The organism is Pseudoprevotella muciniphila (assembly GCF_003265305.2).
GTDB classification, from domain to species: Bacteria; Bacteroidota; Bacteroidia; order Bacteroidales; family Bacteroidaceae; genus Alloprevotella; species Alloprevotella muciniphila.
Genome location: NZ_CP033459.1, coordinates 1,865,366 through 1,891,376, shown reverse-complemented (window position 1 = coordinate 1,891,376; position 26,011 = coordinate 1,865,366). Strand labels below are relative to the sequence as shown.

At 48.9% G+C, this 26,011-nt stretch carries 21 protein-coding genes; 11 read left to right on the top strand and 10 right to left on the bottom strand.

Annotated elements, in window-relative coordinates; genetic code table 11:
* Window positions 1–206: 206 nt before the first annotated feature.
* From C7Y71_RS07635 to C7Y71_RS07625, 3 genes are read left to right on the top strand one after another with little or no spacing between them, the layout of a single operon-like run.
* Entirely contained in the window at window positions 207–2,261 is a 2,055-nt protein-coding gene (locus tag C7Y71_RS07635; RefSeq protein ID WP_111897982.1) for a DNA topoisomerase IV subunit B, read from the top strand.
* A gap of 12 nt (window positions 2,262–2,273) precedes the next feature.
* Window positions 2,274–2,732, top strand: a complete 459-nt coding sequence (gene coaD, locus C7Y71_RS07630) for a pantetheine-phosphate adenylyltransferase (protein WP_111897981.1) — start codon at window positions 2,274–2,276, stop codon at window positions 2,730–2,732.
* Between the two features lie 10 nt (window positions 2,733–2,742).
* Window positions 2,743–4,332 (top strand): S41 family peptidase, encoded by a 1,590-nt coding sequence (locus tag C7Y71_RS07625; RefSeq protein WP_111897980.1) that lies wholly within the window; start codon window positions 2,743–2,745, stop codon window positions 4,330–4,332.
* A 352-nt stretch (window positions 4,333–4,684) separates the two neighbouring features.
* Here the strand turns inward: C7Y71_RS07625 and C7Y71_RS07620 are convergent, their stop codons facing one another.
* The 10 genes from C7Y71_RS07620 to C7Y71_RS07575 all read right to left on the bottom strand — a co-directional run bounded on the left by C7Y71_RS07620 (window position 4,685) and on the right by C7Y71_RS07575 (window position 17,541).
* Entirely contained in the window at window positions 4,685–5,818 is a 1,134-nt protein-coding gene (locus C7Y71_RS07620) for an N-acetyltransferase (RefSeq protein ID WP_111897979.1), read from the bottom strand.
* A 49-nt stretch (window positions 5,819–5,867) separates the two neighbouring features.
* Complete coding sequence (locus tag C7Y71_RS07615; RefSeq protein WP_111897978.1) at window positions 5,868–6,572, bottom strand: glycosyltransferase; 705 nt, start codon at window positions 6,570–6,572, stop codon at window positions 5,868–5,870.
* A 245-nt stretch (window positions 6,573–6,817) separates the two neighbouring features.
* A complete protein-coding gene (locus C7Y71_RS07610; RefSeq protein WP_146739373.1) occupies window positions 6,818–7,687 on the bottom strand; it encodes a glycosyltransferase family protein in 870 nt (289 codons plus the stop codon).
* 9 nt (window positions 7,688–7,696) lie between these two features.
* Window positions 7,697–9,061: a lipopolysaccharide biosynthesis protein gene (locus tag C7Y71_RS07605; protein ID WP_111897975.1), complete on the bottom strand. Its 1,365-nt coding sequence runs from the start codon at window positions 9,059–9,061 to the stop codon at window positions 7,697–7,699.
* Between the two features lie 29 nt (window positions 9,062–9,090).
* Window positions 9,091–10,155 (bottom strand): EpsG family protein, encoded by a 1,065-nt coding sequence (locus C7Y71_RS07600; protein WP_111897974.1) that lies wholly within the window; start codon window positions 10,153–10,155, stop codon window positions 9,091–9,093.
* Window positions 10,156–10,191: 36 nt separating this feature from the next.
* The gene (locus C7Y71_RS07595; protein WP_226943416.1) at window positions 10,192–10,566 is read right to left on the bottom strand and encodes a DUF1634 domain-containing protein; all 375 of its coding nucleotides are present in this window, start codon (window positions 10,564–10,566) and stop codon (window positions 10,192–10,194) included.
* A gap of 37 nt (window positions 10,567–10,603) precedes the next feature.
* Window positions 10,604–11,440, bottom strand: a complete 837-nt coding sequence (locus C7Y71_RS07590; protein ID WP_111897972.1) for a sulfite exporter TauE/SafE family protein — start codon at window positions 11,438–11,440, stop codon at window positions 10,604–10,606.
* A gap of 209 nt (window positions 11,441–11,649) precedes the next feature.
* The gene (locus tag C7Y71_RS07585) at window positions 11,650–12,915 is read right to left on the bottom strand and encodes a hypothetical protein (protein WP_146739372.1); all 1,266 of its coding nucleotides are present in this window, start codon (window positions 12,913–12,915) and stop codon (window positions 11,650–11,652) included.
* A 90-nt stretch (window positions 12,916–13,005) separates the two neighbouring features.
* Complete coding sequence (locus C7Y71_RS07580) at window positions 13,006–14,499, bottom strand: RagB/SusD family nutrient uptake outer membrane protein (protein WP_193215869.1); 1,494 nt, start codon at window positions 14,497–14,499, stop codon at window positions 13,006–13,008.
* A gap of 66 nt (window positions 14,500–14,565) precedes the next feature.
* A complete protein-coding gene (locus C7Y71_RS07575; RefSeq protein ID WP_111897969.1) occupies window positions 14,566–17,541 on the bottom strand; it encodes a SusC/RagA family TonB-linked outer membrane protein in 2,976 nt (991 codons plus the stop codon).
* 543 nt (window positions 17,542–18,084) lie between these two features.
* Here C7Y71_RS07575 and ruvB point away from each other — a divergent pair.
* The 8 genes from ruvB to C7Y71_RS07535 all read left to right on the top strand — a co-directional run bounded on the left by ruvB (window position 18,085) and on the right by C7Y71_RS07535 (window position 25,986).
* Window positions 18,085–19,125, top strand: coding sequence for a Holliday junction branch migration DNA helicase RuvB (ruvB, locus tag C7Y71_RS07570; protein WP_111897968.1), 1,041 nt, complete (start codon window positions 18,085–18,087; stop codon window positions 19,123–19,125).
* Between the two features lie 26 nt (window positions 19,126–19,151).
* Complete coding sequence (gene ybeY / locus C7Y71_RS07565; protein ID WP_111897967.1) at window positions 19,152–19,574, top strand: rRNA maturation RNase YbeY; 423 nt, start codon at window positions 19,152–19,154, stop codon at window positions 19,572–19,574.
* 36 nt (window positions 19,575–19,610) lie between these two features.
* The gene (purD, locus tag C7Y71_RS07560; protein ID WP_111897966.1) at window positions 19,611–20,882 is read left to right on the top strand and encodes a phosphoribosylamine--glycine ligase; all 1,272 of its coding nucleotides are present in this window, start codon (window positions 19,611–19,613) and stop codon (window positions 20,880–20,882) included.
* Window positions 20,883–20,916: 34 nt separating this feature from the next.
* Complete coding sequence (locus tag C7Y71_RS07555; RefSeq protein ID WP_111897965.1) at window positions 20,917–21,834, top strand: hypothetical protein; 918 nt, start codon at window positions 20,917–20,919, stop codon at window positions 21,832–21,834.
* Between the two features lie 10 nt (window positions 21,835–21,844).
* Window positions 21,845–22,297: a YqaA family protein gene (locus tag C7Y71_RS07550; protein WP_226943415.1), complete on the top strand. Its 453-nt coding sequence runs from the start codon at window positions 21,845–21,847 to the stop codon at window positions 22,295–22,297.
* Between the two features lie 232 nt (window positions 22,298–22,529).
* Complete coding sequence (gene murG, locus C7Y71_RS07545) at window positions 22,530–23,660, top strand: undecaprenyldiphospho-muramoylpentapeptide beta-N-acetylglucosaminyltransferase (RefSeq protein ID WP_111897963.1); 1,131 nt, start codon at window positions 22,530–22,532, stop codon at window positions 23,658–23,660.
* 57 nt (window positions 23,661–23,717) lie between these two features.
* Window positions 23,718–25,100, top strand: a complete 1,383-nt coding sequence (murC, locus tag C7Y71_RS07540; protein ID WP_111897962.1) for a UDP-N-acetylmuramate--L-alanine ligase — start codon at window positions 23,718–23,720, stop codon at window positions 25,098–25,100.
* The gene (locus C7Y71_RS07535) at window positions 25,087–25,986 is read left to right on the top strand and encodes a cell division protein FtsQ/DivIB (protein ID WP_111897961.1); all 900 of its coding nucleotides are present in this window, start codon (window positions 25,087–25,089) and stop codon (window positions 25,984–25,986) included. Before murC ends, C7Y71_RS07535 begins: the two co-directional genes overlap by 14 nt.
* Window positions 25,987–26,011 lie beyond the last annotated feature (25 nt).

Below are 26,011 nucleotides of genomic sequence, written 5' to 3'. Positions count from 1 at the left end.
ATTCTATAAATTAGGCTTGAATGATTTTTAAGTTATTTAGGTGCGCTTCTGACTGGCATTGCTGAAAGCGACGAACATAGCAAAGAACAGCCTGATTGCCAAACTTTCGACTTTCAAATATCATTCATTCCCAAAAAAATCGTAAATTTGCACGATTTATAGCGCAATGCCGAAAATGCGCGCAAAAAGAATGCAAACCACCGGAAATGGAAGAAGAAAAGGAGATACAAAAAAACACTAACGACTACACAGAGGAACATATCGTCCACCTCGACGACATGGAGCACGTGCGGGCACGCGCCGGTATGTACATCGGGCGTCTTGGCGACGGCAGCCATGCCGAAGATGGCATATATGTGCTACTCAAGGAAACCATAGACAACAGTATCGACGAATTCAACGAAGGATTCGGAAAGCGTATTGATGTAGATATCACAGACCAGCGCTCTGCCAGCGTGCGCGACTTCGGGCGCGGCATACCACTCGGCAAACTCGTGGACGCCGTGTCGCAACTCAACACCGGCGGTAAGTTCGACAACGACAACTACACCGCAAGTGTCGGTCTCAACGGCGTAGGCCTGAAAGCCGTCAATGCACTCTCGAGCAAGTTCATCGCACGAAGCCACCGCAGTGGCGAGATGCGTGAAGTAACGTTCGAGCGGGGCAAAATAGTGAACGACGTAACGGGTAAAACGGAAGAGGAAGATGGTACATACATCTACTTCGAACCCGACAACACACTCTTCCTCAACTACAAGTTCCAACCGGAATTCGTCAGCAACATGCTCCGGAACTACACCTATCTCAACACCGGACTCAACATCTACAATAACGGCCACCGCATAGTCAGTCGTAATGGTCTCGAGGACCTCCTCAACGACAATATGACAGAACCGAGCCTTTACAACATCATCCACCTCAAGGGCGATGGCATAGAAATAGCCTTCACACATACGGCGCAATACGGCGAGGAATACTACAGTTTCGTCAACGGACAGCACACTACACAGGGCGGTACGCACCAAAGCGCATTCAAGGAACATGTGGCAAGGACCATCAAAGAGTACTTCGGCAAGAATTGGGAGGTGCAGGATGTGCGCAACGGGCTCGTGGCAGCCATAGCCATACGCGTCATAGAACCCATGTTCGAGAGTCAGACGAAAATAAAACTCGGTTCGCTAACCATGGCACCCGACAAGGACAAGAACGGACGTCCTTTCCAACTCAGCGGGGTATCAGTCAATAAGTTCGTGGGGGATTTCATCAAGGAACAGGTGGACAATTATCTCCACAAAAACCTCGACGTGGCAGAAGTCATCCAGCAGAAAATAGTGGAGAGCGAGAAAGAGCGCAAAGCCATAGCGGGCGTAACGAAACTGGCACGCGAACGTGCCAAGAAAGCCAACCTGCACAACAGGAAACTGCGCGACTGCCGTGTGCACTACAACGACCCTGCGCCAAAACAGAAGAAGGGCGAAGAACTGACCGAAGAAAACGATGTGCGCAACCTCTCGAGCATCTTCATCACCGAGGGCGACTCTGCCAGCGGCAGTATCACCAAGAGCCGCGATGTCAACACGCAGGCGGTGTTCTCGCTGAGAGGCAAACCTCTCAACTGCTACGGGTTGACCAAGAAAGTGGTCTATGAGAACGAGGAGTTCAACCTCCTGCAAGCCGCACTCAACATAGAGGACGGACTCGACGGCTTACGTTACAACAAGGTCATCGTGGCTACCGATGCCGACGTGGATGGCATGCACATACGCCTGCTCATGATTACCTTCTTCCTGCAGTTCTTCCCTGACCTCATCAAGAAGGGTCACGTCTATATCCTTCAGACACCACTCTTCCGTGTGCGCAATAAGAAGAAAAAAATACGCGACGCTAAGAAGGCTGCAGTGGACGACAAAGCGGCAGGAGCGGCCATATTGAAAAAGTCACAAAGCGACAACCGCTCGGAGTTCGAGACTGTTTATTGCTACAACGACGAGGAAAAGCAGGCTGCCATAGAGCGCCTGTCGCCCGACCCTGAAATCACGCGCTTCAAAGGACTTGGAGAAATATCGCCTGATGAGTTCCGTGGGTTTATAGGTCCCGAAATGCGCCTTGAGAAAGTAACGCTCCACAAGAGTGACCAGGTAAAGGAACTCCTGGAGTACTACATGGGCAAAAACACCATGGAGCGCCAGAACTTCATTATCAACAACCTTGTAGTGGAAGAAGACCTTGCAGAGGAGGACTTCCAAGGCGAAAACAACTGACACACAGCAAACATGAAGAAAATCGCCATATTCCCGGGTTCGTTCGACCCTTTCACCGTGGGACACGACAGCATCGTGAAACGGGGACTGCCGCTCTTCGACGAAATAGTCATCGGCGTTGGCATCAACGACAGGAAGCGTCCGCTCTATCCTACAGAGAGTCGCGTGCAATTTATCAGCGAACTTTACAGAGACGAACCGCGCATCAAGGTAATGAGTTATGACGACCTCACCATCGACCTCGCCAAACGAATCGGCGCACAGTTCATCCTCCGCGGGTTGCGTTCAGTAAAGGACTTTGAATACGAGCGCGACGTGGCTGCCATGAACAAGAAACTCGGTGGTGTGGAGACCGTGCTGTTGCTCACCGAACCTCAACATGCCGCCATCTCCTCAAGTGTGGTACGCGAACTCATCTCTTACGGAAGGGACGTGAGCCGGTTCTTGCCAGAACTTAATAAACCAGAATAATACAACACAGATGAAGAAATACTTCCTTTTGCTTATAGCAATGGCAATATGTGCCATCGGAAACGCACAGTTCCGTCCCGGCAGAATGCCTGTAGATGAAAACCAAATCAACAAGATAGCCCAGGCATACGCATTTATAAACATGTTCTATGTGGACTCTATCTCGGCAGAGAAGACGGCAGAGGATGCCATCAATGGTATGCTTGAAAAACTCGACCCCCATAGTAGTTATACCAATGCTGAAGAAACGCGCCGCATGAACGAAAGCATGCAAGGCGGCTTCGGCGGTATAGGCGTTCAGTTCAACATGCTCGACGACACCCTCGTCGTGATGCAGGTGGTGAAAGGCGGACCGAGTGAGAAAGCAGGCATACTGCCCGGCGACCGTATCACCGAAGTGAACGGCATCACCCTCGCAGGCGTGAAAATGAAGCGCGACACCATCATGAAGAACCTGCGCGGCGAAGAAGGCACGAAGGCTGTGCTGAAAGTAGTGCGCAGGGGAGTGAACAAAATCATGACGTTCAAACTCATACGCGGTCAGATACCCACACCCACACTCGATGCCTACTATATGATTAAGCCCGGCATAGGCTACATCCACCTCGATCGCTTCGGAGCCACTTCTGCAGATGAAGTAAAAAAAGCCATCAAGGACCTGCAGAAACAGGGCATGACAAAACTCATTTTCGACCTTCAGGCCAATGGCGGTGGCTACCTTGATGCAGCAGTAGATATCGCGAGCCATTTCCTTCCGGAACAAAAACTCGTGGTCTATACTGAAGGGCGTGTACAGTCTCGGACCAATCTAATGAGCAAGGGTGGAGGCGTGTTTCAGGAAGGCGGACTTGCCATTCTTGTGGACGAAACCACAGCGTCTGCTTCCGAAATTGTAAGCGGTGCCGTGCAGGACTACGACCGTGGCATTATCGTGGGAAGAAGAACATTTGGGAAAGGCCTTGTACAGCGTCCTGTGCCACTCAACGACGGCTCAATGATACGCCTCACCATAGCCCACTACTACACACCCACGGGTCGCTGCATACAGAAACCTTACGAGAAAGGCAAGAAGGAGGACTACTACAAGGACTTCGAAGAGCGCTATGACCACGGCGAACTCATCTCGCTCGACAGCATCCACCTCGACAGCACACAGGTGTACGAAACCTTCGGAAAAGGCAGGAAAGTGTATGGCGGTGGCGGTATCATGCCCGACTATTTCGTACCGCTCGACACCACGAAAGTTACGAAGTATCACATGAAGTTACGTCGCACCGATATCATCACCTCCGAAGTGCTGCGTTTCAGCGACCAGCACCGCAACGAACTCAAAGCCGCCTACCCCGAGTTCATCGACTATATCGACTTCTACGAAGTACCTCAGTCGTTGTCGGACTCCATCAGGGCAAAGGCGAAAGCCAAAGGCATAGAGCCCGAAAGCGAAGAGGAATGGAACAAGACACAGCGCGACCTCAAGACCAACCTCAAGGCCCTCATCGCCTACGACATCTGGGATCGCAACGAATATTTCAAACTGCTCAACAAAAACAGCGACATCGTGAAAAAAGCCCTCGAAGTGCTTGAAACAGAGGGGGAATAAAAGTGATATAAGTAAAAATAATTGCGTAAAATTTGGTCAATAAATAATGATTGACTAATTTTGCAGCGCAAAAGCAACGGATTGTTCCATGGTGTAATGGTAGCACTACAGTTTTTGGTACTGTCTGTCCCCGTTCGAATCGGAGTGGAACAACTCAAAGAAATCCTGTCCTTATAGGGCAGGATTTTCTTATTGAGGTAGAACTTTGTTTTTGTTACGTCTTTGAGAGACTTCTATAGTTGCGTGTAATTGGTATGCTTTCGTCCAACAACTATTTTTACTTACTGAAACGCAGGTTTTATGTTTAAACTTCACATTTTTCTGCACATTATATACCCGCTACGTATTTTACTCAGAGTTCCTGTTTGAAGCAACGGCGGCGTTTGTGCACTTCGCTATCGAAGTACTGCCATTGGTTTTGCACATTAGCATTGCTTTCCAGTTCAGGATTGCTCTCGGCATATCTGAAACCCATCTTCTGATAGACGGGGATAAGGTCGGTGAAAAGCAAAGCATTGGCGCCTTTTTTCTGATAGTCAGGTCGCACAGCCACGAGAAGCAGGTCAAGGTTGTCCGGGCGTTTCCAGAAGAGCGCTTTAGCGAGGTGCCACCATCCGAAGGGGAAGAGTTTGCCTTTCGCCTTTTGCAGGGCCACGGAGAGCGACGCCATCGAGATGCCGACAGCCACAAGTTCGTCCTTGTCGTTCTGCACAAGGGTAACCATGCGGAGGTCTAGTATGGGCAGATAAGTCTTGACATATTGGTCGATTTGCTTTTCTGTCATCTCGCTGTAGCCGAAGAGTGGTTTGAAGGCTTCGTTGATGAGACGGAAAATCTCGTGTGCTATGCCCGATTCTCGTATTTTCTTCTTGCTGTTGAGTTTTACGATATGCAGACCGTATTTTTCGCACACAATTTTCGCTATGCGCTGATGTTTTTCGGGTATGGCATCGGGCACGTAGAGTTTCATCTCCACCCAGTCGGCGGCTTTTTCCATCCCCATCTGCTCGATATGGCGGGGATAATAGTCGTAATTGTAAATGGTGGCCATGGTGGAGATTTGGTCGAAGCCCTCGACGAGCATACCTTCTGCGTCCATGTCGGTAAAGCCGAGCGGTCCCTGTATTTCGGTCATACCACGTTCGCGTCCCCACTGTTTCACTGTGTCGATGAGTGCCGTACTTACTTCAAGGTCGTCGATAAAGTCAATCCATCCGAAACGAACGATTTTCTGGTTCCATGCTTCGTTCGCACGCTTGTTGATGATGGCAGCCACGCGCCCCACGATTTTCCCTTCCCTATATGCAAGGAAATACTCTGCCTCGCAGAACTCGAGTGCAGCATTCTTTTCTTTGGAGAATGTGTCTCTGATGTCCTCATAGAGGTCAGGCACACTATAAGGATTACCCTTATAGAGTTCGTAATTGAAACGGATGAAACGTTTGAGTTCTTTCTTTGTAGTTACTTTTCTTATTTCGACTGACATGATATGCAAAAATTAGTACGCTACCTACTTTTATCCTGAGTGGACAACTTTATTTGCTGCGCTTCAGTTTCCGAATGTTCTTGATAATATCCCACCGGAAGCCTAATCGCTTAAATAAACCATTTTTGCTTGCAGAAGCCGTTGTTGAATTGTTTCCGGGATGACGCCGAAACAGTATGAGTTTGTCATCAATAAATTTCACTGTGTAGAAATAGGCTGCTACGTTTCCAAACCACCCGTCGTGCGTTGCTATTTCATCAGGAATGGGCAGTGCCTTGGAAATCAGTTCTCTTCTGAAAGCCATGCAGCAACCGAGGTAGCCATTCTTACAAACGGTATTGTAGAACCGTCCGAAACGCGTGCCGTTGACCTTGTAGAAAGAATCTGATATCACGGAGAGTTCTTCGTCCACCACAACGCAGTCGCTGACCACACAAGTGGCGTTCTCAAGCTCACGGAGCATGACCTCCACTTTGTTTTCCATCCAGACATCATCCTGGTCCGCAAGAAAGATGTAATCACCCTGACTCTGCTTTATGGCATTTTCAAAGTTTTTTATTACACCTTTTCTTGGACCTTCCACCACACGGATGAGAGGCGAACCGAGGGATTTCACCTCTTCGAGAGTGCCGTCTGTCGAACCATCGTCCGACAGTATCACCTCATCACCCTCGCCCAGCTGGCTGATGATGGAGGAAAGCTGTTGCTTGATGTATTTCTCTCCATTCAGTGTTGCTACACAAACTGATATCATAATTTCTACTAATATGCAAATCCACTCATCTCTCAAAAAGAAACAATGGAAGGCAAATCTTTCAAAAGATACTTCATATATTTATTAACGAAGTTTAACGTATTTATTTTGTTGTCCGTACAAAAAAACGCCTGTTTCGTCTATTATTTTGTCTATCCGAAGTTTTTTCGGTGCAGCAAAGCGCAAAACGCCCGCAAAGGTAAGCATTTTGCAACTAAAAAAACAAAGAAATGGGGACTATTTTCTCATAAAGGATACTTATAGCCACTTATTAAGCCCTTTATGTGCGCTTTTAATCTGCTCAGTTTTTCAGGCTCAGCCAACAGTATCCGCATGGGAATGTAGAAATAAAATTTCTTAAAGAAAGTTCTCCTGTATTCTTTCACAGCCTGTGCACGATGTTTGCGATAGCATATCACGTGCGAGCGCACAATGCCGTAGAGCCTCTCACTGTTATAGTTATTGGTACGGATTTTGAAAAGTCCCATGCGTTGCGGCTGGCCTAAGGTGTGGATTAACCTGAGATTTGTTAGACAGACTACTTCATACCCCTTTTCTCTCACACTGAGAGCCATGTCGTAGTCAATGGCATCGAGGGGGAAGGCTTTTTCGTCAATTTCACCGATGACTTCGAGGATTTTTGTGGGTATGATGGTGCCAGAATTGATAAAAAGCAGGCGTTTTTGTTCCGGGTTTGTTATCTCGAATGTATCACAACCTTCTACGTATGGCGCGAACACCATAGCTTGTTTTTGGTATAGTGCCTCCACTTCCTTCCGATAGTCAGAAAATTTTTTCCACCTGCTGTCCTGGTCCATGATGAGAAGCAGGTCAAAGCTCTTTTCCTTTGCATACTTCATCGCAAAGTTGATAGCGGGAGCGATACATGTGTTCTGACCGTCTCCGTGCCAAACCACCTTTTCTGCCTCATCGCCGAGAAGATTCAGAACTTCTGCCTTGAGATTATTCTCCAGAGGGGAGTTGTCCCATACGATGAGCATGTCCAGGTCGGTGATATACCGCTTTATATTTTCTGCGGCTTCTGTGCAGTCGGGATTGTATAGCGTAACCACTCCCAGCAAACGGTACTGATATATTACTTGCGATTTTGTCATAGACTTCATTTACTTAAACCAGATGCCACGCGCCTTACCCGACATAATCTTTTCGTATTGTATTCTGTTGGTAATGGCACAGGGAATGTTGACGAAAATCAGCGTGATAACAATGCCGTTAAGCCCCATCGTCCTGCCCAGAATGAGCGCAAGCGGCACGAAGCAGACGGCTTCGGCAAGGGTAACGTACGTCTGCATCCTGATGCGCCCGATACCGTAGAGCGCGTTGGCGTAATAGAGACTGTAGATGAGTACGAAGGTGTAGATGCCCATGAGTATGGTCAGCGAGAAGTCGATGCTACCAGCTACCGCACTGCCTACCCAAAGCCTGTAAACGTAGGGCGATACGATGACCATAAACACCAACAACGCCAACAAACAGAGGACCACAAGGCGCAACTTGTGCATGCTCGACTTTATCCAGCCGAAGTCGCGCCGCGTGAAGGCGTCGGTCGTAGCGGACCACATGGGCGCAAAAATCACATAGAGTATCATCAGCACCACGGAGAAATACCTGTTCGACACCTGAAAAGGTGTTACGGCAGCAGGATTGACGAGGTTTGCTATGATAGGCGATGCTGCAAGGAAGATGATGTTTCCCGAGGCCTGAAGCACGAAGAAGTTGACGCCCTTCGAGAAGAGATGACGCACCATGGAGCGCCGGAATGCGCCAATTCGGGGCCGCAACTGCGGGTATCTTATGAAAGTAACAGGGAACGCCAGCAGATAAGTCAACACGGGTGCTCCTGCGCAGCAGAGACAAACCTGCAAGAGGGTTACATCCTTATTCACCAACATCAGAATGAACACACCTGCTATGCCGAGGGTCTGCCCCATGACGACAAGGAAATTGTTGACTGCCGGCAGTTGCAGTCCGAGATAGATGCTGCCTATGTTCTTCATTATGAAGTTGCACCCGAGAAAAATGACGAATACATGGAGCGTGGCATTGAGGTCGTTTACCTTTGCCGGATTCGCATTCAGCAATTCATAGCCATCTGCACCAAAGAGGAGTGCCACCTCAAGGATGATGACCAATGGTATCATAATCATGGTTATCAGACAGAGCGTGGTCGTTACGGCCTGCCTGGCGTGTTCCCATTCGTCCTTCGCCACGTATTCCGCCAGGCGGTTGCGCAGACTATTACCCAGCCCGAGGTCAAAGGCATCCATCTGAAGGAGTATGGTGCTGAGAATCATCCAGAGCCCGTTCACATAGTCGCCCAACACGGCTATCAGGAGCGGCACCGAAAGCAGGTGTACCACCCCGGACCATCCCTTGATGAAAAAGCCGGCAATGATGTTCTTCAGCATTTTTCTGCTGCGACCATCTTTGGGCAGTTTTGCTTTCAGGCTTTGCAGGGTTCGTGTCATGGTAAAACTCTTGTGCTATTCTCCTCGATTTACATCGTCAGATCGAGCAATTCGCCAACGAATATATTATATATAACGTATGCAAAGGCATATATTGTGATAAAGAGTTTTCCTGCAAACTTCTGTTCGAAAGCATAAATCACACAGGGCAACAACACGATTTCCACCACACCGAACATTTCGCTCACACGGAAGGCTGCCACGGGGAAGAAGGCGAGCGCCGTAAAGAAGAAGAGCGAGAACATATAGAGTTTCAGGAAGAGCGACACATACTTGCCCTGCTCTTCCACCACCTTGTACTTCCACAGCAGGAAGTAGTAGGTCATTATCCTGAGCAGGAAAACGATGTTCAACACATTGATTTCATCGCCCATAACTCCCGTGTCGCGCAGTTCTTCGTAAATCTCGACCTTGTTCTGCACATAGTCTATAGGCAGCGCCACGACAAGGTCAACTTTCATCAGCGCCATTGCCATACCTATAATTGGCGGCACTGCCAATATCCAACGCGCCATATTTGACAGCGGTTTGTTGCTGAAGAACAGCACCATCAGGAAAAGCACCGCAGAGGTATGAAAAAATATGGAAACGGCTACAAACAAAAGGAAGACGGGCCACTGCTTTTTCAGGTAGAAATGAAGTCCCATCAGAAAGGATGCCGTTGCTACGGCAGCACGTATCTGCGTGACGTCCTGCAAGATGAAGAAGTTTGACATCCACACCATCAGGCTGACAAAGACGAACTTCGTGAGGCGCGTTATGGCGAAGCCCTTCAGGGGTATGGCAAGGAGGGCATAGATCAGGAAAAGCACAACGGGCGAGTCGGATATGAATTTTGAGATGGCGGCAATCATGTCGAACGACAATTCCACCTCGAAGTCGTAGTCTATTAACCCGTTGAAATAACGGACGTATGCTTCACCGTCGTTGTCAATGCCTATCGGTCGCAATCCCGCCAGGAATGTGAGCAGGAGAACTATAACCCCGTAAATGATGTACTTCCGCCTCAGTGCCACACCTTCATCCTCGTCGCTTTCCGCGAAACCAAGGAAAGCAACGATGACCATGATGGAGAGGTAGATGGCGACGTACATAGTTGAAAGTTGAGAGTTTGTAGTTTCTTTCTTACTTTATGTTGGCGAGGAGATACTGTTGACGAAGATAATGGCGAGCACCACACTCGTAATGAAAGCATAGAGCCAGTCGCGCTCATGCAGGAAATCGATGAGCGAGAGGAGCACGCGCATGATGGGTGTGAGGAGCAGGGCTATGACGCCCACCTGTATGATACCCGCTGCCTTGAAGTTAAAGAACCCGCCAAAGATGCCCCCCAACGTAGAATAGTCGGGATGTGAGGCATCGAAAAGGCTGTAATCCTTCACAGGGTCGCCCCCATGCTGAAAGAGATAGATGCCGCCACCGACAAGGGCTATGGCGCAGGCTATCGTTACGCCCCATCGCAGGGTGTTTCCTATAAGTTTCTTTATGTCGCGTTTTTGTGCCAAAATTTCTTTTCTGTTTTCTTATGGATGTATCCTTTCGTCAGAACTTACCGGAAAAACCGTTGTATATCATGTTGATTGCCACAAGGACGATGGCTACGCTGAAGATTCTGCGCAGCAGGCTGACATCAAGACGTTTGAGTAGGCGCGCCCCTGTCAAAGCCCCTGCCAGCACGCCTATAAGCACCGGAAAAGCGATGCCAGGCTCTATATTGCCGCGTTGCAGGTAGATAACGGCACTCGTTACAGCCGTTACACCTATCATGAAGTTGCTCGTCGTGGTACTCACCTTGAAAGGAACCTTCATGATATTGTCCATCGCCAACACCTTCAGCACCCCACTGCCTATGCCGAGTATGCCGCTGAGCGCACCTGCCACAACCATCATGCTGAACCCACCTCCCACATTAGTGAGTTCATAGGGCTTCAGCGTGCCGTCCTTGAGCGGGTATTCGCCATATAGTTTCAGTCTGCGCGCCATTTCCGAACCCTTCACGCCTTCGTGGTCCGACTTGCGGCGCTGCTGGTTCACGGCGGTCATGATCAAGACAATGCCGAAGATAACGGCAATGATATTGTTATTGAGCCATACAGCCACCAAAGCGCCTATCACTGCACCCAAACTGGTGGCTATCTCGAGGAACATGCCGAGGCGGATGTTCGTAATGCCCTCCTTGACGTAGGCACTGCCCGACCCGCTGCTCGTGGCTATGCTTGCCACCAACGCACCGCCAATGGCATACTGGAAGTTCACACCAAGGCAGAGCGTGAGCAACGGAATGACTATCACGCCCCCGCCAAGCCCCGTAAGCGAACCGAGCAGACCGGCGCAGTAAGCACCGATGAGGAGGATGATAGAGAATTCAAATACTGTCATTTCGGCTGCAAAATTACAAAAACCTATCTTAACTGCCCGACGACAGTAAAGAAAGTTGTTAAAGAGAAGTACAAATCGGAACACTCTGATTATTCAGAACACTCCGAACACTCCGAATACTCCGACCTGTTTGCCTGAATATGCGTAAAGAGGTGAACACCTCCGATGAGCGTTCACCTCTTTGCTTGATATTTATCTGTTCGACAATCTTATTTCACTGTAATATTTACAGGTGTGTCGAGCACTTTCGGAGAAATTGTCTTCACCTTCTTGCCGAGACTTCTCTTCATCTGGCGTCTTGGAGCCTTCTTCGCGGGCTGGAGTTTCGGAGTTGCTTCTGCACCGGGGAAACCATCGTCCCACATGAATGTGATAGGCATTGGCGACCAAAGTGAATTTCCATGACCCCACAATGAGGTAATCACGAAGACATTACCTTCGTTCTCAAGATAATTATATTGTGGATAGGTTGAAGGATAGTAGTACAAGAATACATCGTTACCTTGATATTTCTCACCAATGTAGTACATGCCTTCATCCATTGTGAATTCGCCTGTTGCTGCATCATAATAGAACTCGATATGGTAGCCTTCATCTGCATAGTCGGGCTCCATTGCATAGAATGGTGAAACAAGACGGTAGTGGTTAGGTATAGATGTAGAAACCTCAATCTGTACTCGTGCCGGTTCTTCGATTTCTGTCCATTGCGGGCAAACGATGAGTGCAGAACCTGCTGCCTCGAACTGTTCGGGCTGCGATTCGCTGGTGTAAGGATCTACCACCATAGTTGCACCGTTCGCAGTTGCCACGAGTTGATAGTCTTTGTTGAATGCGAGTGTAGCGGTATTGCCATTCTCGTCAGTTACCGAGCCCTGTCCATTTCCATATTCATAATCAGCAAGGGCATAGTTGTCACCTACATTGAGATTAACCACGGCTGTGCTGTCCTCATAGAGGTCGAGAATAATCATGTTGCCTGTTTCATCATCATACGCATCCCAATAGCCTGCAATGGTAGGCAGAACGTTCGTCGGGGTAACTTCCTGTATTACCTCAATGCCAGTTTCATCAATAAGTTGCAGTGTTCTCGTTACACCATTGCTCTGCACTGCTAAATAAGCCACTGTTTCAAGCGAGTCGGTGCCGTTTTCGCCATCACCGAAATAGGATGTCGGTGCGCTTGCAGTGAGCAGACCGATGGTCTTGTCATATTGTTCTACATCGCCTACAAAGAGGGTGCGTACCTCGCCTGTTGCTATGTTCTGGCGAACCACGTAGATGATATCTTCGCCTGTGCTTCTCTTGGTGCAAACCACGTAATAGTTGTTCGTGCCGTTGTCAGCATTAAGCGACTGCCAAACGCCGTAAGTATTGTTAAACGGATATTCCGGAGTGTCATTAAAATCGTCGTGACATGATGTCAGTCCGAACGCAGCGAGAAGAACCACTGCCAATGACATTATATATTTTTTCATATCGTTTTTGTTTTTATGATTTGATTATTTATATAGGCGGGAGCATTGCAATCTCTTTTCAGGCGCTCCTCTCCCGCCTTCAGTCGCTTATTACTGCCAGTTTGGTACGAGGTTCTTATTGGTGGTAAGGTCGTTCTGAGGAATTTCCCATACCCAACGCATATTGCTTGCAGCGATATTGGCTGCCACGCCCAATTCCGGAGTGGTCATCACAATAAGAGATTCGTCCTGTGCAGCAGGATTACGCCTGAAGCCTTCTCCCCAGCGCTTGAGGCAGGTCATACGCATACCTTCGCCAATGAATTCTTTCTTCCATTCCTGCTTAACGGCAGCGAGTATGTTACCGCTGGCTTCAACTTCTGAAGCACCGCGGGAAGAGAGCAGATCGTTGAGGTATTTGCGCGCATTCTCGTTATCACCTTGCTGTGCGTAAGCCTCGGCAAGGATAAGGTACATTTCGGCGACACGGATCATCTTAGGTGCGTTGGCACGGGTGGTCAGAGTGGATTCACCTGCTTTCAAGAGTGCGGGATTACCGGGATACTTGGCGAAGAGCATGATACCTGCCGTAGATTCTACATCGCTCTCAATAACCTTGTCTGCCTGCATAAACCATTGCGACTTACGGAGGTCACCGTCCTCATACATATCGTAAGTGGTCTGTGAAGGAATCCAGTCGGGCGAGAAAGCACTCTGAGACACATTGTACTGGAAGAAACCTCCCCAAGTGTGGCGCACTTGATTATCTTCTGCCGGTTCAAAAATGATTTCGTCGCCTTCGTCATTAATCCAAAGGTTGGCAAACGAAGCAGAGTCAGAAGCAAGTGCGAAGTAGTCATTCTCTACGAGTTGCTTGGCATAATTCACAGCATCGCTGTAGTTGTCCATCTGCAGGGCTACGCGTGCACGCATGGCATCAACAACTGGCAGAGAAATATGAGTACCGGTAGGATCAGTCTCTGTAATCAGTGAGTCAGCCTTGTCAAGGTCACCCTTGATAAAATCCCACGTTTCCTGCATAGTGGAACGTGCGGGACGGGCATTGATGTCAACAGTTTCCATAATTGGCAAACCGAGGTCAGTCTGTGCCGTTGCGGCATTGTAGTCCTTGCAGAAGCGGGTTGCCAGTACGTAGTAAGCGTATGCACGGATGAAATAGGCTTCACCTGCAAACTGTTCAAGAGCCGTAGCCTCGTCTTCCGAAGTTTCAGGCGTGATGATACTCCTGTAATTGTTGATGAAGTTGTTGGCATTGGTTATTGCTGAGTATGCGGTGGACCATACGCTTTCCATATCGTCTTCCGTGGCGAGGAATTCCCAGCGGTAAGTCATACCCATACGGTTGCCATATCCCTTTCCCGGCTGGAAGTAGTCCATCTGGATGTCGGACATATACCATCCGACAGAACTTACACTTTGCAGATATCTATAAAGACCCTGATTGAAGTTCACGGCATCCTGATATACCTGCCACGACTCCTCGTTAGGAATACTGTCCGTGGGAAACTGGTCCATTTCGCAAGCGGTGAGTGCCGGCAATGCCAGAGTGCCCCAAAGAACTGCTTTTAATATACTTGTTTTCATTTTGTTCTTTTTTTGCTTTATTGTTTTTGTTTTCTGAAGACCCATGTTCGGGTTCACTTTCTGTTTTTAGAAAGTAACCTCTATGCCAATGGTATATTCGCGAGTGTTCGGGAACTGGGTTTTAGCACTGTTAGTATCAAGTTCCGGGTCAGAACCTTTCCATTTGGTGATAGTGAACGCGTTGCGGATAGCTCCTGTGATTCGAACATTTGTCAGGAAGCGTGTAGCCTCCATCCAAGCCTTGGGCAGGTCGTATGAGAGAGACAGATTCTTCAGGCGGCAGAATGAAGCGTTCTGAAGCAGAGAAGTGTCGAAATAGTTGCCTACACCGAAGCGGGGCACGTCTGTAATGTCGCCGGGCTTTGTCCAGGCATTGAGCATATCCTTATCCTGATTGAAGCCTCCGGCAGCAGCCTGCTGGCTGTTGCGTGTGAAGTACTGGATATTATCCTGCATCCACTTGCCAAGCACGAATGCAAAGTCTGCATTGAGGGTAAAGCCTTGCCATGCAGCACGGAGACCGAAACCACCGGTCCATGGTGCGAAACGAGGTTTGCCAGTGTTTACATTGAGAGCATCTTCATTGAAGACTTTTGTGGTCTCACCTGTCAATTTGCCGTTTTCATCCGGTACATACCACATAATCTGACCATCTGCAGGGTCGATACCTGCGCGTACTGGCATATAGTAGTTCACTGATTTACCTACTACGTATGCAAGACCAGTCTGCGGAATAATCCATTCATTCAAACCATAGAACAACTTTGTGATTTCGTTCTTGTTGTACGAAATGTTACCATAGAGGTTCAGGTTGAAGCCATAGCCTTTGCTGCGTACCACATCAGCATCGAAAGTGAATTCGATACCGCTGTTTTTCATTTCACCTATGTTAAGATTATTATCTGAGAAACCGGTAATCCATGGTACAGGAACTTCCATGAGCATGTCCTTGGTCTGACGGATATAGTAGTTGGCTTCAAGGTTGATACGGTTCCAAAGGCGTGCAGTAACACCGAAGTTCCATTGTATTTGCTTTTCCCAACCGAGGTCAGCATTACCGGGCGCGCTGAGTACCCACGCGTTGGGATTGCCGTTGTAACGTGCGGTACCTACTGTACCGAGACTTGCATAATTACCAATACCAGAGTTACCCGTGGAACCAACACTTGCTTTAAGTTTGAGATCATCGAGCCAGTCAACGTTCTTCAAGAAGTTTTCTGCTTTCATGTTCCACATCAGACCACCGCTGAGGAATGTAGCAGAACGGTTGTTCTTACCGAAGCGGCTGCAGCGGTCGTTACGGATGGTGAAATTGGCAAAATACTTGTTGGAGAAGCCATAGTCAATACGACCGAAGAATGAGAGGTATTCATACTTCGCCGTATAAGATGACATATCGCTGAGACTTGCTTCTGCAGCACTTCCGAATTCAAGGAGACGGTCATCTCTCAGACCTTCTACGTCAGCACTGAAACCATCGTTGGTGTATTTGATACCTTCATGACCGGCAAGAAGTGTGAAGTTGTGCTTTTCGCCAATCTTGAACTTATACTCGATGGTGTTCGTAATGGTCCACATAGAGAAGCGGTCGAAACTCTTGTATGACCAACCCTGTCCTTCTTCAGTATTCATCGGGCTTGAAGGCATGTTGTAGGTGTTACGGCGTGTATCAGCACCGTCAAGACCCAGTTGTGAGCGGACGGTCAGACCGTTCAGCGGCGTGAGTTCCAAGAATGCTGTACCGTTGATGCGGGCTTCGTTGCTCTTGCCGGGATTGTATTTATATCTCAAATAATAATTGTATGTATTGACGAATGGAATGATATCCGCTTTCGAACCATCTTCATTGTAAGGATCATAATAAGGCGGATAAAGCGTTCCTGCGAGTACACCGGAAGTCAGCGAGAAGTTATCTGTCGAGTTGTAAGCGTCAGAGTTACGCTCGTCGTAACTCAAGCCGAGGTTCACACCATAGTGCAACCAGTTCAGCGGACGTGAGTCGAGGTTCTGGCGCAGAGTGTATCGTTTGTATAATGAACGAGGGGTCAAACCGTCCTTGTCCAAATAAGAGAAAGAAGTGTAGTAGGTCGTTCTTTCGTTACCGCCGCTAATGCTTACTGTCGTTTGCGACATCGGAGCAGCGTTGTCGAAGAAGTATTTTCCCCAATCCGTATTGGTGTTCTGTACCTTATAATTGTTGTATTCTTCACCCGTAATGATACCGTTCTTCAGCTGGTAGTCGAGAAGCTGCGAACTATTCATAGGGTTACCCACCTTACGTGCGAGTTGTGACCAACCGAACGACTGTCCGATTGTTACGGTAGCCTTCTCATAGCGTGAACCTTTCTTTGTAGTAACGTAGATTACACCATTGGCAGCACGCGAACCGTAGATAGAGGTAGCGGAAGCGTCGCGAAGGACGGTGTAGCTCTCAATGTCGGCAGGGTTCATCTTGTAGAACACGGACGAAGCCACAGGCGAACCATCCACTACGAAGAGCGGCTCGTTGCCTGCTGTGAGCGAACCGACACCACGGATGGTGGTGGAGACCTGATTCATCGCACCGGCATCGCCCGAACTGCTGAGAATCTGCACGTTGGCAGCCTTACCCTGAAGGGCGTCCATCGCAGTGGTAGCAGGGGTAATCTTCACCTGGTCAGTAACCACTTTGGTTACGGAACCAACTACGGTGCCCACTTTCTTTGCCGTACCATAACCGATAACGACCGCAGGACCTTCACCTGAAGCGATTGGCTCGAGCCTTACACTAACATGTTCTGCAATGGTTACTTCCGTGCTCTTCATGCCGATGCATGAAATAACGAGGGCTTTCGCCTCTGCAGGAACTTTATGGATCACGAAGGTACCATCAGTTGCCGTGAAAGAGGAAACTTGTGTCCCTTTTACAGTAACTGACGCACCTGGTACCGGCTGCCCGTCATGAGAACTGACTACTTCGCCAGTTACCGTTGAAATCTGGGCAGACGCAAGACCTATACTCATAAAGAGAAAGGCCGCAAACAGCATCAATTTCTGTTTCATAATGTATTGGTTTATAATGTGTGAATTGTACTCCTTATTTATAATAATATATTAATTCTCATATTTTCATGCACTTATCAGAGCCTTCGTTTTTAATTTAAACAAACGTTTTTCTCGCCATGGCGAGCATAAAGCAACCACCGTTCGGCTCATTTGGCTTTACGAAACGCAGAACATCAAATCCACGCGCACTTGCTGTGTATGTCAAACGTTTTATTTTTGTAATTCTTTCCTCTGATTCCCAAAGATAACCGCTCCTTAAAAGTTGTTAAACGGGTGGAATGAATTGCAAATATATCTAAAAAATTATAAAAGTGCAAACAAAAGTTAACTTTTTATCAATTTTTTAAATAAAAAACACTGAAATTACACAAATTTCGTAAAATTGTGCAAACATTTTTACACTTTTAAGCAATAAACATGTTAGTATTTTTCTATAATAATTATAGCATCTATAGTATATACTGTTTCTATATACAATGTGGTGAATTCTTCTTCAAAATGCCTATATAAACCACTATTTTTTTGTAGTTTTGCGGTTCAATGCAAAACGACACCTTCGACATACACAGCCAGCAGGGTTCACCCCCCTCAACCGACAGGGAGTTCGAGAACGCCTTGCGCCCTTTGTCCTTCAGCGACTTTTCAGGTCAGAAGAGCGTGGTGAGTAACCTGAGCGTTTTTGTGGAAGCCGCAAAGATGCGACGCGAGCCGCTCGACCACACACTGCTACATGGTCCGCCGGGACTGGGAAAGACTACACTATCTAACATTATAGCCAACGAACTCGGCGTAGGTTTCAAACTCACCAGTGGACCGGTGCTCGATAAGCCCGGCGATTTGGCAGGTCTTCTCACCTCCCTGGAGCCCAACGACGTGCTCTTCATCGACGAAATTCACCGGTTGCAGCCCGTGGTGGAGGAATACCTCTATTCTGCCATGGAGGATTACCGTATCGATATCATGATAGACCGCGGTCCGGCAGCACGCTCCATACAGATAGACCTAAATCCGTTTACACTGATAGGCGCCACCACACGCAGCGGACTGCTTACAGCACCACTGCGCGCGCGTTTCGGCATCAACATGCACCTGGAATACTACGATGCCGACACGCTCTGCCACATCGTGACCCGGTCGGCACACATCCTCGGTGTACCTATCACCGACGAAGCAGCGGCAGAGATAGCCGGGCGAAGCCGCGGAACACCGCGTATAGCCAATGCCCTGCTGCGCCGTGTGCGCGACTTTGCACAGGTGAAGGGAACGGGCAACATCGAGACAGACATTGCACAATATGCCTTGGAGGCACTCAATATCGACAAATATGGTCTCGATGAAATCGACAACAAGATTCTCACAACCATCATCGATAAATTCAAAGGCGGGCCCGTGGGCTTGGGTACCATCGCCACTGCCATCGGTGAAGACCCCGGCACGCTGGAGGAAGTGTATGAACCATTCCTCATCAAGGAAGGCTTTATCCGTCGCACACCGCGAGGCAGGGAAGTTACCGACCTGGCATACGAACACCTGCACCGCAACAGGTTCAACGGCGAACCAATACAAGGCAGTCTCTTTTAGGACAACCCACCACCCTCTGCAAAACCATGATCAGTTATCAAAGCATAGACATTGCCATTCCCAAATTAAAGCGCCGCGACACAACGAGGTGGATACGCAGCGTGGCTGCTACTTACGGCAAAAAGGTGGGCGATGTGGCATATATCTTCGTCAGTGACGACAAGATACTCGAGGTGAACCGACAATATCTTCAGCACGACTATTACACAGACATCATCACTTTCGACGACAGCGAGGGCGACGTCATCAGTGGCGACCTCTTCATCAGTCTCGACACTGTGCGCAGCAACAGCGAGCAGCAGGGCACAGCCTACGAAGAAGAGTTGCACCGCGTCATCATCCACGGCATCCTCCACCTCTGCGGTCTCAACGACAAAGGACCAGGAGAGCGGGAAATAATGGAGACTGCCGAGAACAAAGCCCTGAAATTAATGAATTTACACCAATAAATAACCGATATCGGTTGTTTATAAAAAAGGAAACGAATGAAAATACTATTATTAGGTAGCGGGGGACGCGAACATGCCCTGGCTTGGAAAATTGCACAGAGCAAGAAAACGGAACAACTGTTCATCGCACCTGGAAATGCCGGCACGTCTGCCACAGGCACCAACGTGAACCTCTCCGTCAGCGATTTCGACGGCATAGCACAGTTTGTCATCGACCAGGAAATTGATATGGTGGTAGTGGGACCGGAAGTGCCTCTTGTGGATGGTCTGGGAGACTATTTCAGCCACCACGACCTGCTTCGCGATGTGGCATTCATCGGCCCAAGCAAGGCTGGCGCCCAACTTGAGGGCTCAAAAGACTTTGCTAAGGGCTTCATGCAGCGCCACGGCATACCTACTGCCGCCTACCGCACTTTCGACGGCACGGAATATGCCGTTGCGTGCGACTATATCAACACCCTCACACCACCCATCGTGCTGAAAGCCGATGGACTTTGTGCAGGCAAGGGGGTACTCATCCTGCCCGACCACGACACTGCCAAGACAGAACTCAAGGAGATGCTTGGCGGCATGTTTGGCGAAGCGTCAGCGCGCGTAGTGATAGAGGAGTTTCTCAGCGGCATAGAGTGCAGTGTGTTTGCGCTGACTGATGGCACTCACTATAAGATTCTTCCGGAAGCAAAGGACTACAAGCGCATCGGTGAGGGCGATACCGGACTGAACACCGGTGGTATGGGTTCTGTTTCGCCTGTGCCTTTTGCCGACAAGACATGGATGCAGAAGGTGGAGGACCAAATCATACGCCCCACAGTAGAGGGATTGAAGTGCGAAGGCATCGGCTATAAAGGTTTTATCTTCTTCGGACTCATCAACTGCGACGGGCAGCCGAAGGTGATAGAATACAACTGCCGCATGGGCGACCCTGAGACGGAGAGCGTGATGCTGCGCCTGGAGAGCGACATTGTGGAACTCTTCGAAGGTGTTGCAGCCGGCAATCTCGACACGAAGGCCATTGCTTTCGACCCCCGCAGTGTGGCATGTGTCATGCTTGTCAGTGGTGGATACCCTGGCAACTACAACAAGGGGTATTCCATCGAAAATGCAGAAGTGGAAGGCAGTGTGGTGTTCCACGCAGGTACAGCACTGAAAGACGGGCACCTCGTCACGGCAGGCGGACGCGTGATTGCCGTAAGCAGTTATGGCAACACTCTTGACGAAGCACTTGAAAAGTCGCTGAAAGGTGCCGCTCAGATTTCATTCGAAGGTAAATACTACCGCCGAGACATAGGCAAGGATGTAACAAAATAGTCCATTTTATCGCAAAATTCTACCACCCTTCTATATGAGATACAGCATCCGCTACGCCGTAGTCAATTCGCAGATAACCTTGCCCGTTGCCTGCGTCATCGGCTCTATGTTCTGGCTCTTCGGCGACATCACGCACTGGTCGCGCTGGACGGGCTGGGTGGTAACGATGGTGACCACTGTGGCTGTTATGGAATGGAACCATCGCGCCACACTCATCAGGCAGCGCAACAGAATGGCGAGCACCACGTTCATCGTCTTGATGACCATTGCCGCCTTCCTGCAGGACTGGTCGCCTGCCATGTTAGCGACACTTTGCTTCGTCATAGCCAACATCATCCTTTGCTATACTTTCCAAAGTCGCAAGAGTCAGGGCTTGGCGTATCATGCTTTTGTGGTGCTGGGTATCGGCAGTCTGTTCTTTCCGCCCCTGCTCTATATTATTCCTTTCATGATATTTTCGATGGGCATACAACTGCGTTCGCTCACATGGCGTTCGTTCGTGGCTACATTGCTCGGTGTGCTCACACCCTATTGGCTCTGTTTTGTATGGCATTTCTGCATGAGCACGACAGAAGGCGCCTTCGATTTCTTCCTTGCAGCGATGGCACCGCGAGGCATCAGTTATGCAGGTCTCACCCGCAAAGAGGTCATCGTGCTGATTTTCACTGCTATCTATACCTCTATATCGATGCTCGACTATATCCGCACATACTATCAGGACAAACTGCAGACACGCATGTTTATCTACACTATTTTCATACAGAATGTGGCACTATTGCTGATGATAATCTTCTTGCCACATCATTTCGATGGCTTTATGCGGCTCTTCATTGCAGCGAGTGCACCCATCATAGGGCATCACCTTACTCTCTCGCGCGGCACGCTGGTTAATTGGTATTTCATCTGCACACTCGCCATCGCAGTCATTCTCACCATCTACACCAGGGTATAAAAACACCACAGTGGAAGCATTCATACAATTCTTAATCAGCATAGGCGGACCAGGCATGTTCGTGGCTGCCCTACTTGCAGGCTCTGTGGCGCCATTTGCTTCCGAAGTGGTCATGGTGGGTTTGCACCAATGCGGCGTGAGTGCCACAGAACTGTTCATCTGGGGTAGTCTGGGCAATACGCTTGGGGCTGTGTTCAACTATTGGGTAGGCACTCTTGGCAATCCGAAATGGATTGGGCGCTTGCTCCACATAAAACCCGAAAAGATGGAGCATGGCATAGAAATCGTACAGAAACACGGTGCCTGGAGCGGTTTGTTGGCCTGGATTCCACTTTTGGGCAGCGTGATAACAGTCTCGCTCGGGCTGATGCGCGTAAACCTATGGCGCTGCATAGCGGCATTTGCGGCGGGAAAGATGGCACGCTATCTTGTGGTGCTTTTCCTTTCCGACATGATGGGGTAAAAATTTGCTTTTACAGAAAAATCCCGATGAAATGGGGATTTTTTGTATTTTTCGACAAAGTTTCCTACTTTTTTCCAAAAATTTCACAAGGTGCTTATCTTTCATTTAGTGCTCTGTTAAAAAAATATCAAAAATTTTTTGCATTTATTGTGCTGATTGTTAGCAAAAAAGTGCTAATTTTGTACGCTATCTGTCGAGATAGCAAAAAAAGGAAAAAAGGAAAAAGGAAAATATGAGTAAAAATTTGAAAGTCATCATCAGTGGGGGTGGCACGGGAGGTCATATCTTCCCTGCAATATCCATCGCTAATGCCATTCGTGAGAAACGCCCCGACACAGAAATTCTTTTTGTCGGTGCTCTCGGCAGAATGGAAATGCAACGCGTTCCAGACGCAGGTTACGAAATTAAGGGGCTTCCCGTGCAAGGTTTCGACCGCAAGAACATGCTGAAGAACATCAAGGTGATCTGGAACCTGATGCGTAGCCGTCGTCAGGCACGGAAAATCCTCCGCAAGTTTGCACCCGACATCGCTATCGGCGTGGGTGGCTATGCGAGTGGCCCCACCCTCGACCAAGCCACAAAATTGGGAATTCCCACGCTCATTCAGGAGCAAAATTCCTACGCAGGCGTAACAAATAAGTTGCTTGCCAAGAAGGCAGACCGTATCTGCGTGGCATATAGCGGCATGGAGCGTTTCTTCCCGGCAGAGAGCATCGTTTTCACGGGCAATCCTGTCCGACAGAACTTGCTCGACCAAAGTGTGTCGCGCGAAGAAGCGGTAAAATCTTTTGGGTTAGATCCCACGAAGCGGACCATTCTCATCGTGGGAGGTTCACTGGGCGCTAAAACACTGAACGACAGCGTATTGGGCAGCATTTCGCTCATCCGTCAACAGAAAAATGTTCAGATTATCTGGCAGACAGGTAAGTACTACAGCGAAAAAATAGAGAAGCAACTCTCAGAAATGAAGCAACCTGACAATCTGTATGCCAACGCATTCATTTCCGACATGCGCATGGCATACGCTGCCGCCGACCTCGTCATTTCGCGAGCAGGAGCAAGCAGCATCAGCGAACTCTGTATGCTGGGTAAGCCATGCATTCTGGTGCCTTCTCCCAATGTAGCAGAAGACCATCAGACGAAAAACGCGCTCGCCTTGGTGGAGCAAGATGCAGCCATCTACGTGAAGGATGCCGACGCCCGACGCAAGTTGATAGCCAATGCCATCAACACAGTGGAGGACACAGAGAGACTCTCCACTTTGGGTAAGAACATCCTTCAACTCGCCAAACCCAATGCAGCGTCCGACATCGCTGACATCGCCATCGAACTCGCCCTGTCACGCAAAGCGACACAGGACTAATAAAGGGTATTGGTACCAATCACCATTCTATCACATCCTAACATCAAAAGAAACACCGTGGATATCAAATCGACATATTTCATTGGCGCAGGCGGCATCGGAATGAGTGCCCTTGTGCGATATTTCCTCTCAAAAGGCATCACTGTGGGTGGCTATGACCGCACACCGTCCCCTCTGACCGAAGAACTCTGCAAGGAAGGCGCCTTGATTCACTATGAGGACGACGTAAACCAAATACCTGCAGCCTGCCGCGACAAGGAGCACACGCTCGTGGTTTACACGCCTGCCATTCCAAGCGACCATACCGAACTGACATACTTCCGCTCCAACAACTTCGACATCCAGAAACGCGCACAAGTGCTCGGCACGCTGACACGTCAGATGCGTGGTCTCTGCTGCGCCGGCACCCACGGAAAGACTACCACGTCTGCCATGACAGCACATCTGCTGCACGAAAGCCAAGTGGGCTGCAATGCTTTCCTCGGTGGCATCACGAAGAACTACGGCACAAACTACCTGTTATCTGCCACATCACCCTACGTAGTGATAGAAGCCGACGAATTCGACCGCTCGTTCCACCATCTGCACCCCTACGCCTCCATCATCACAGCCACAGATGCCGACCACCTCGACATCTACGGCACAAAGGAGGCTTACCTTGAAAGTTTTTCTCATTACAGTAGCCTCATCCAACCTGGTGGTGCGTTGATTGTACATCGCGGACTTGAAATGGAGGAGCGCCTGCAAGAGGGAGTCCGCCGATACGATTATAGCCGCACTGAAGGCGATTTCCACGCCGAAAACATACGCATCGGCAATGGACGCATCGTGTTCGACCTTATATCACCCATTGAAAATATACGCAATGTAGAATTGGGCGTTCCTGTCAGTATCAACATCGACAACGGGATAGCCTCCATGGCTTTGGCACAGATTGCAGGCTGCAGTGCCGACGAAATTCGCAGTGCCATGGCGACTTTTGGAGGAGTTGACCGCAGGTTCGACTTCAAGATAAAGAACTCCCGCCACGTTCTGCTGTCGGACTATGCGCACCATCCGGAAGAGATACGACAGAGCATCCTCTCTATTAAAGAAGTGTTCAACGACAGGAAGATTACGGCAATTTTCCAGCCTCACCTCTTCACCCGCACACGCGATTTCTACAAGGAATTTGCAGAAAGTCTGTCGCTGGTGGACGAAGTGTTGCTATGCGACATCTATCCTGCCCGAGAAGAGCCCATTCCAGGTATCACGAGCGAGATAATCTACAACGAGTTGCGACCGGATATGAAAAAAGAACTCGTGCACAAGGAGCAACTGCCCGAAATTTTGCGCTCGCGCGACTTCGATGTGCTCGTTGTTCTTGGAGCAGGTGATGTGGACAACTATATGGCTGAATTTACTGACATTCTAAAAGAGAAAGAAGATGTCGGGAAGTAGTACTAATTCGAGATTCGACAAATGGTGGCTGGTGATGAAGATTTTCATCGGTTTGGTCATTGTGGGCTATCTGGCTTATATTTTCATCAATGTGGCACGACAGAAATCTGGCGAAATCTGCAAAAGCGTGGATATACAGATAGTTGACAGCGCACATATTGGTTTCATCGATAAAAAAGAGGTTCGCCGACTGATGCAAGAGGGAAACATGACATTGGAGGGCAAATCGCTTGAAAGCATCAGCAACGAACCAGTCGCTACGCTTCTGAAGAAAAATCCCTTCGTTAAAGACGTTACCTGCTACAAGACACCCGATGGTGTGTTCCACATCTTCGTTTCGCAGCGACTACCCATCATGCGCATTATGGCAGACAATGGCGACGACTACTACATCGATGACAAAGGGAGGGCTATGCAGTCGATGGGATACACTGCCGACCTTATTACGGCAACAGGCAACGTCAGTCGCGACTTTGCAAAGAAATCGCTCGTGAAATTAGGTATTTTCCTGCGCGACGATGGTTTCTGGAATGATCAGATTGTTCAAGCCAACGTGGACTCACTGGGCGACATATCCTTGGTGCCACGCGTTGGAAATCATATCATTCAACTCGGCTCTGTCAATGATTTGGAGGTAAAATTCAGAAATCTCAAGTCGTTCTACAAAAAGATTCTTCCCACAGTGGGTTGGAACAAATATAAGATAATCAACATAGAATACCCCTCGCAAGTAAGAGGTGTGAAGCAGGATAACCTCAAGGACACCGAGTCTGAGAAAGCAAAAGCACAAGAGGAGAAAAAGACCGAACAACCCGAGCAGAACACACCTGCCACAAAGCCTGAAGCAAAGGGTAACGCAGCCAAGAAGGAACCCAAAAAGGCATAAAATTGCTTTCTGTACAGACCGACAG

Coding starts and splice junctions, on each gene's coding strand:
- C7Y71_RS07610 (WP_146739373.1), bottom strand. CDS start 7,687: ATGACAAAATCGCAAGTAATATATCAGTACCGTTTGCTGGGAGTGGTT.
- C7Y71_RS07620 (WP_111897979.1), bottom strand. CDS start 5,818: ATGTCAGTCGAAATAAGAAAAGTAACTACAAAGAAAGAACTCAAACGT.
- C7Y71_RS07575 (WP_111897969.1), bottom strand. CDS start 17,541: ATGAAACAGAAATTGATGCTGTTTGCGGCCTTTCTCTTTATGAGTATA.
- ybeY (WP_111897967.1), top strand. CDS start 19,152: ATGATCAGTTATCAAAGCATAGACATTGCCATTCCCAAATTAAAGCGC.
- C7Y71_RS07555 (WP_111897965.1), top strand. CDS start 20,917: ATGAGATACAGCATCCGCTACGCCGTAGTCAATTCGCAGATAACCTTG.
- C7Y71_RS07600 (WP_111897974.1), bottom strand. CDS start 10,155: ATGTACGTCGCCATCTACCTCTCCATCATGGTCATCGTTGCTTTCCTT.
- C7Y71_RS07605 (WP_111897975.1), bottom strand. CDS start 9,061: ATGACACGAACCCTGCAAAGCCTGAAAGCAAAACTGCCCAAAGATGGT.
- C7Y71_RS07585 (WP_146739372.1), bottom strand. CDS start 12,915: ATGAAAAAATATATAATGTCATTGGCAGTGGTTCTTCTCGCTGCGTTC.
- C7Y71_RS07535 (WP_111897961.1), top strand. CDS start 25,087: ATGTCGGGAAGTAGTACTAATTCGAGATTCGACAAATGGTGGCTGGTG.
- C7Y71_RS07580 (WP_193215869.1), bottom strand. CDS start 14,499: ATGAAAACAAGTATATTAAAAGCAGTTCTTTGGGGCACTCTGGCATTG.
- murG (WP_111897963.1), top strand. CDS start 22,530: ATGAGTAAAAATTTGAAAGTCATCATCAGTGGGGGTGGCACGGGAGGT.
- C7Y71_RS07635 (WP_111897982.1), top strand. CDS start 207: ATGGAAGAAGAAAAGGAGATACAAAAAAACACTAACGACTACACAGAG.
- C7Y71_RS07625 (WP_111897980.1), top strand. CDS start 2,743: ATGAAGAAATACTTCCTTTTGCTTATAGCAATGGCAATATGTGCCATC.
- C7Y71_RS07590 (WP_111897972.1), bottom strand. CDS start 11,440: ATGACAGTATTTGAATTCTCTATCATCCTCCTCATCGGTGCTTACTGC.
- ruvB (WP_111897968.1), top strand. CDS start 18,085: ATGCAAAACGACACCTTCGACATACACAGCCAGCAGGGTTCACCCCCC.
- C7Y71_RS07615 (WP_111897978.1), bottom strand. CDS start 6,572: ATGATATCAGTTTGTGTAGCAACACTGAATGGAGAGAAATACATCAAG.
- coaD (WP_111897981.1), top strand. CDS start 2,274: ATGAAGAAAATCGCCATATTCCCGGGTTCGTTCGACCCTTTCACCGTG.
- purD (WP_111897966.1), top strand. CDS start 19,611: ATGAAAATACTATTATTAGGTAGCGGGGGACGCGAACATGCCCTGGCT.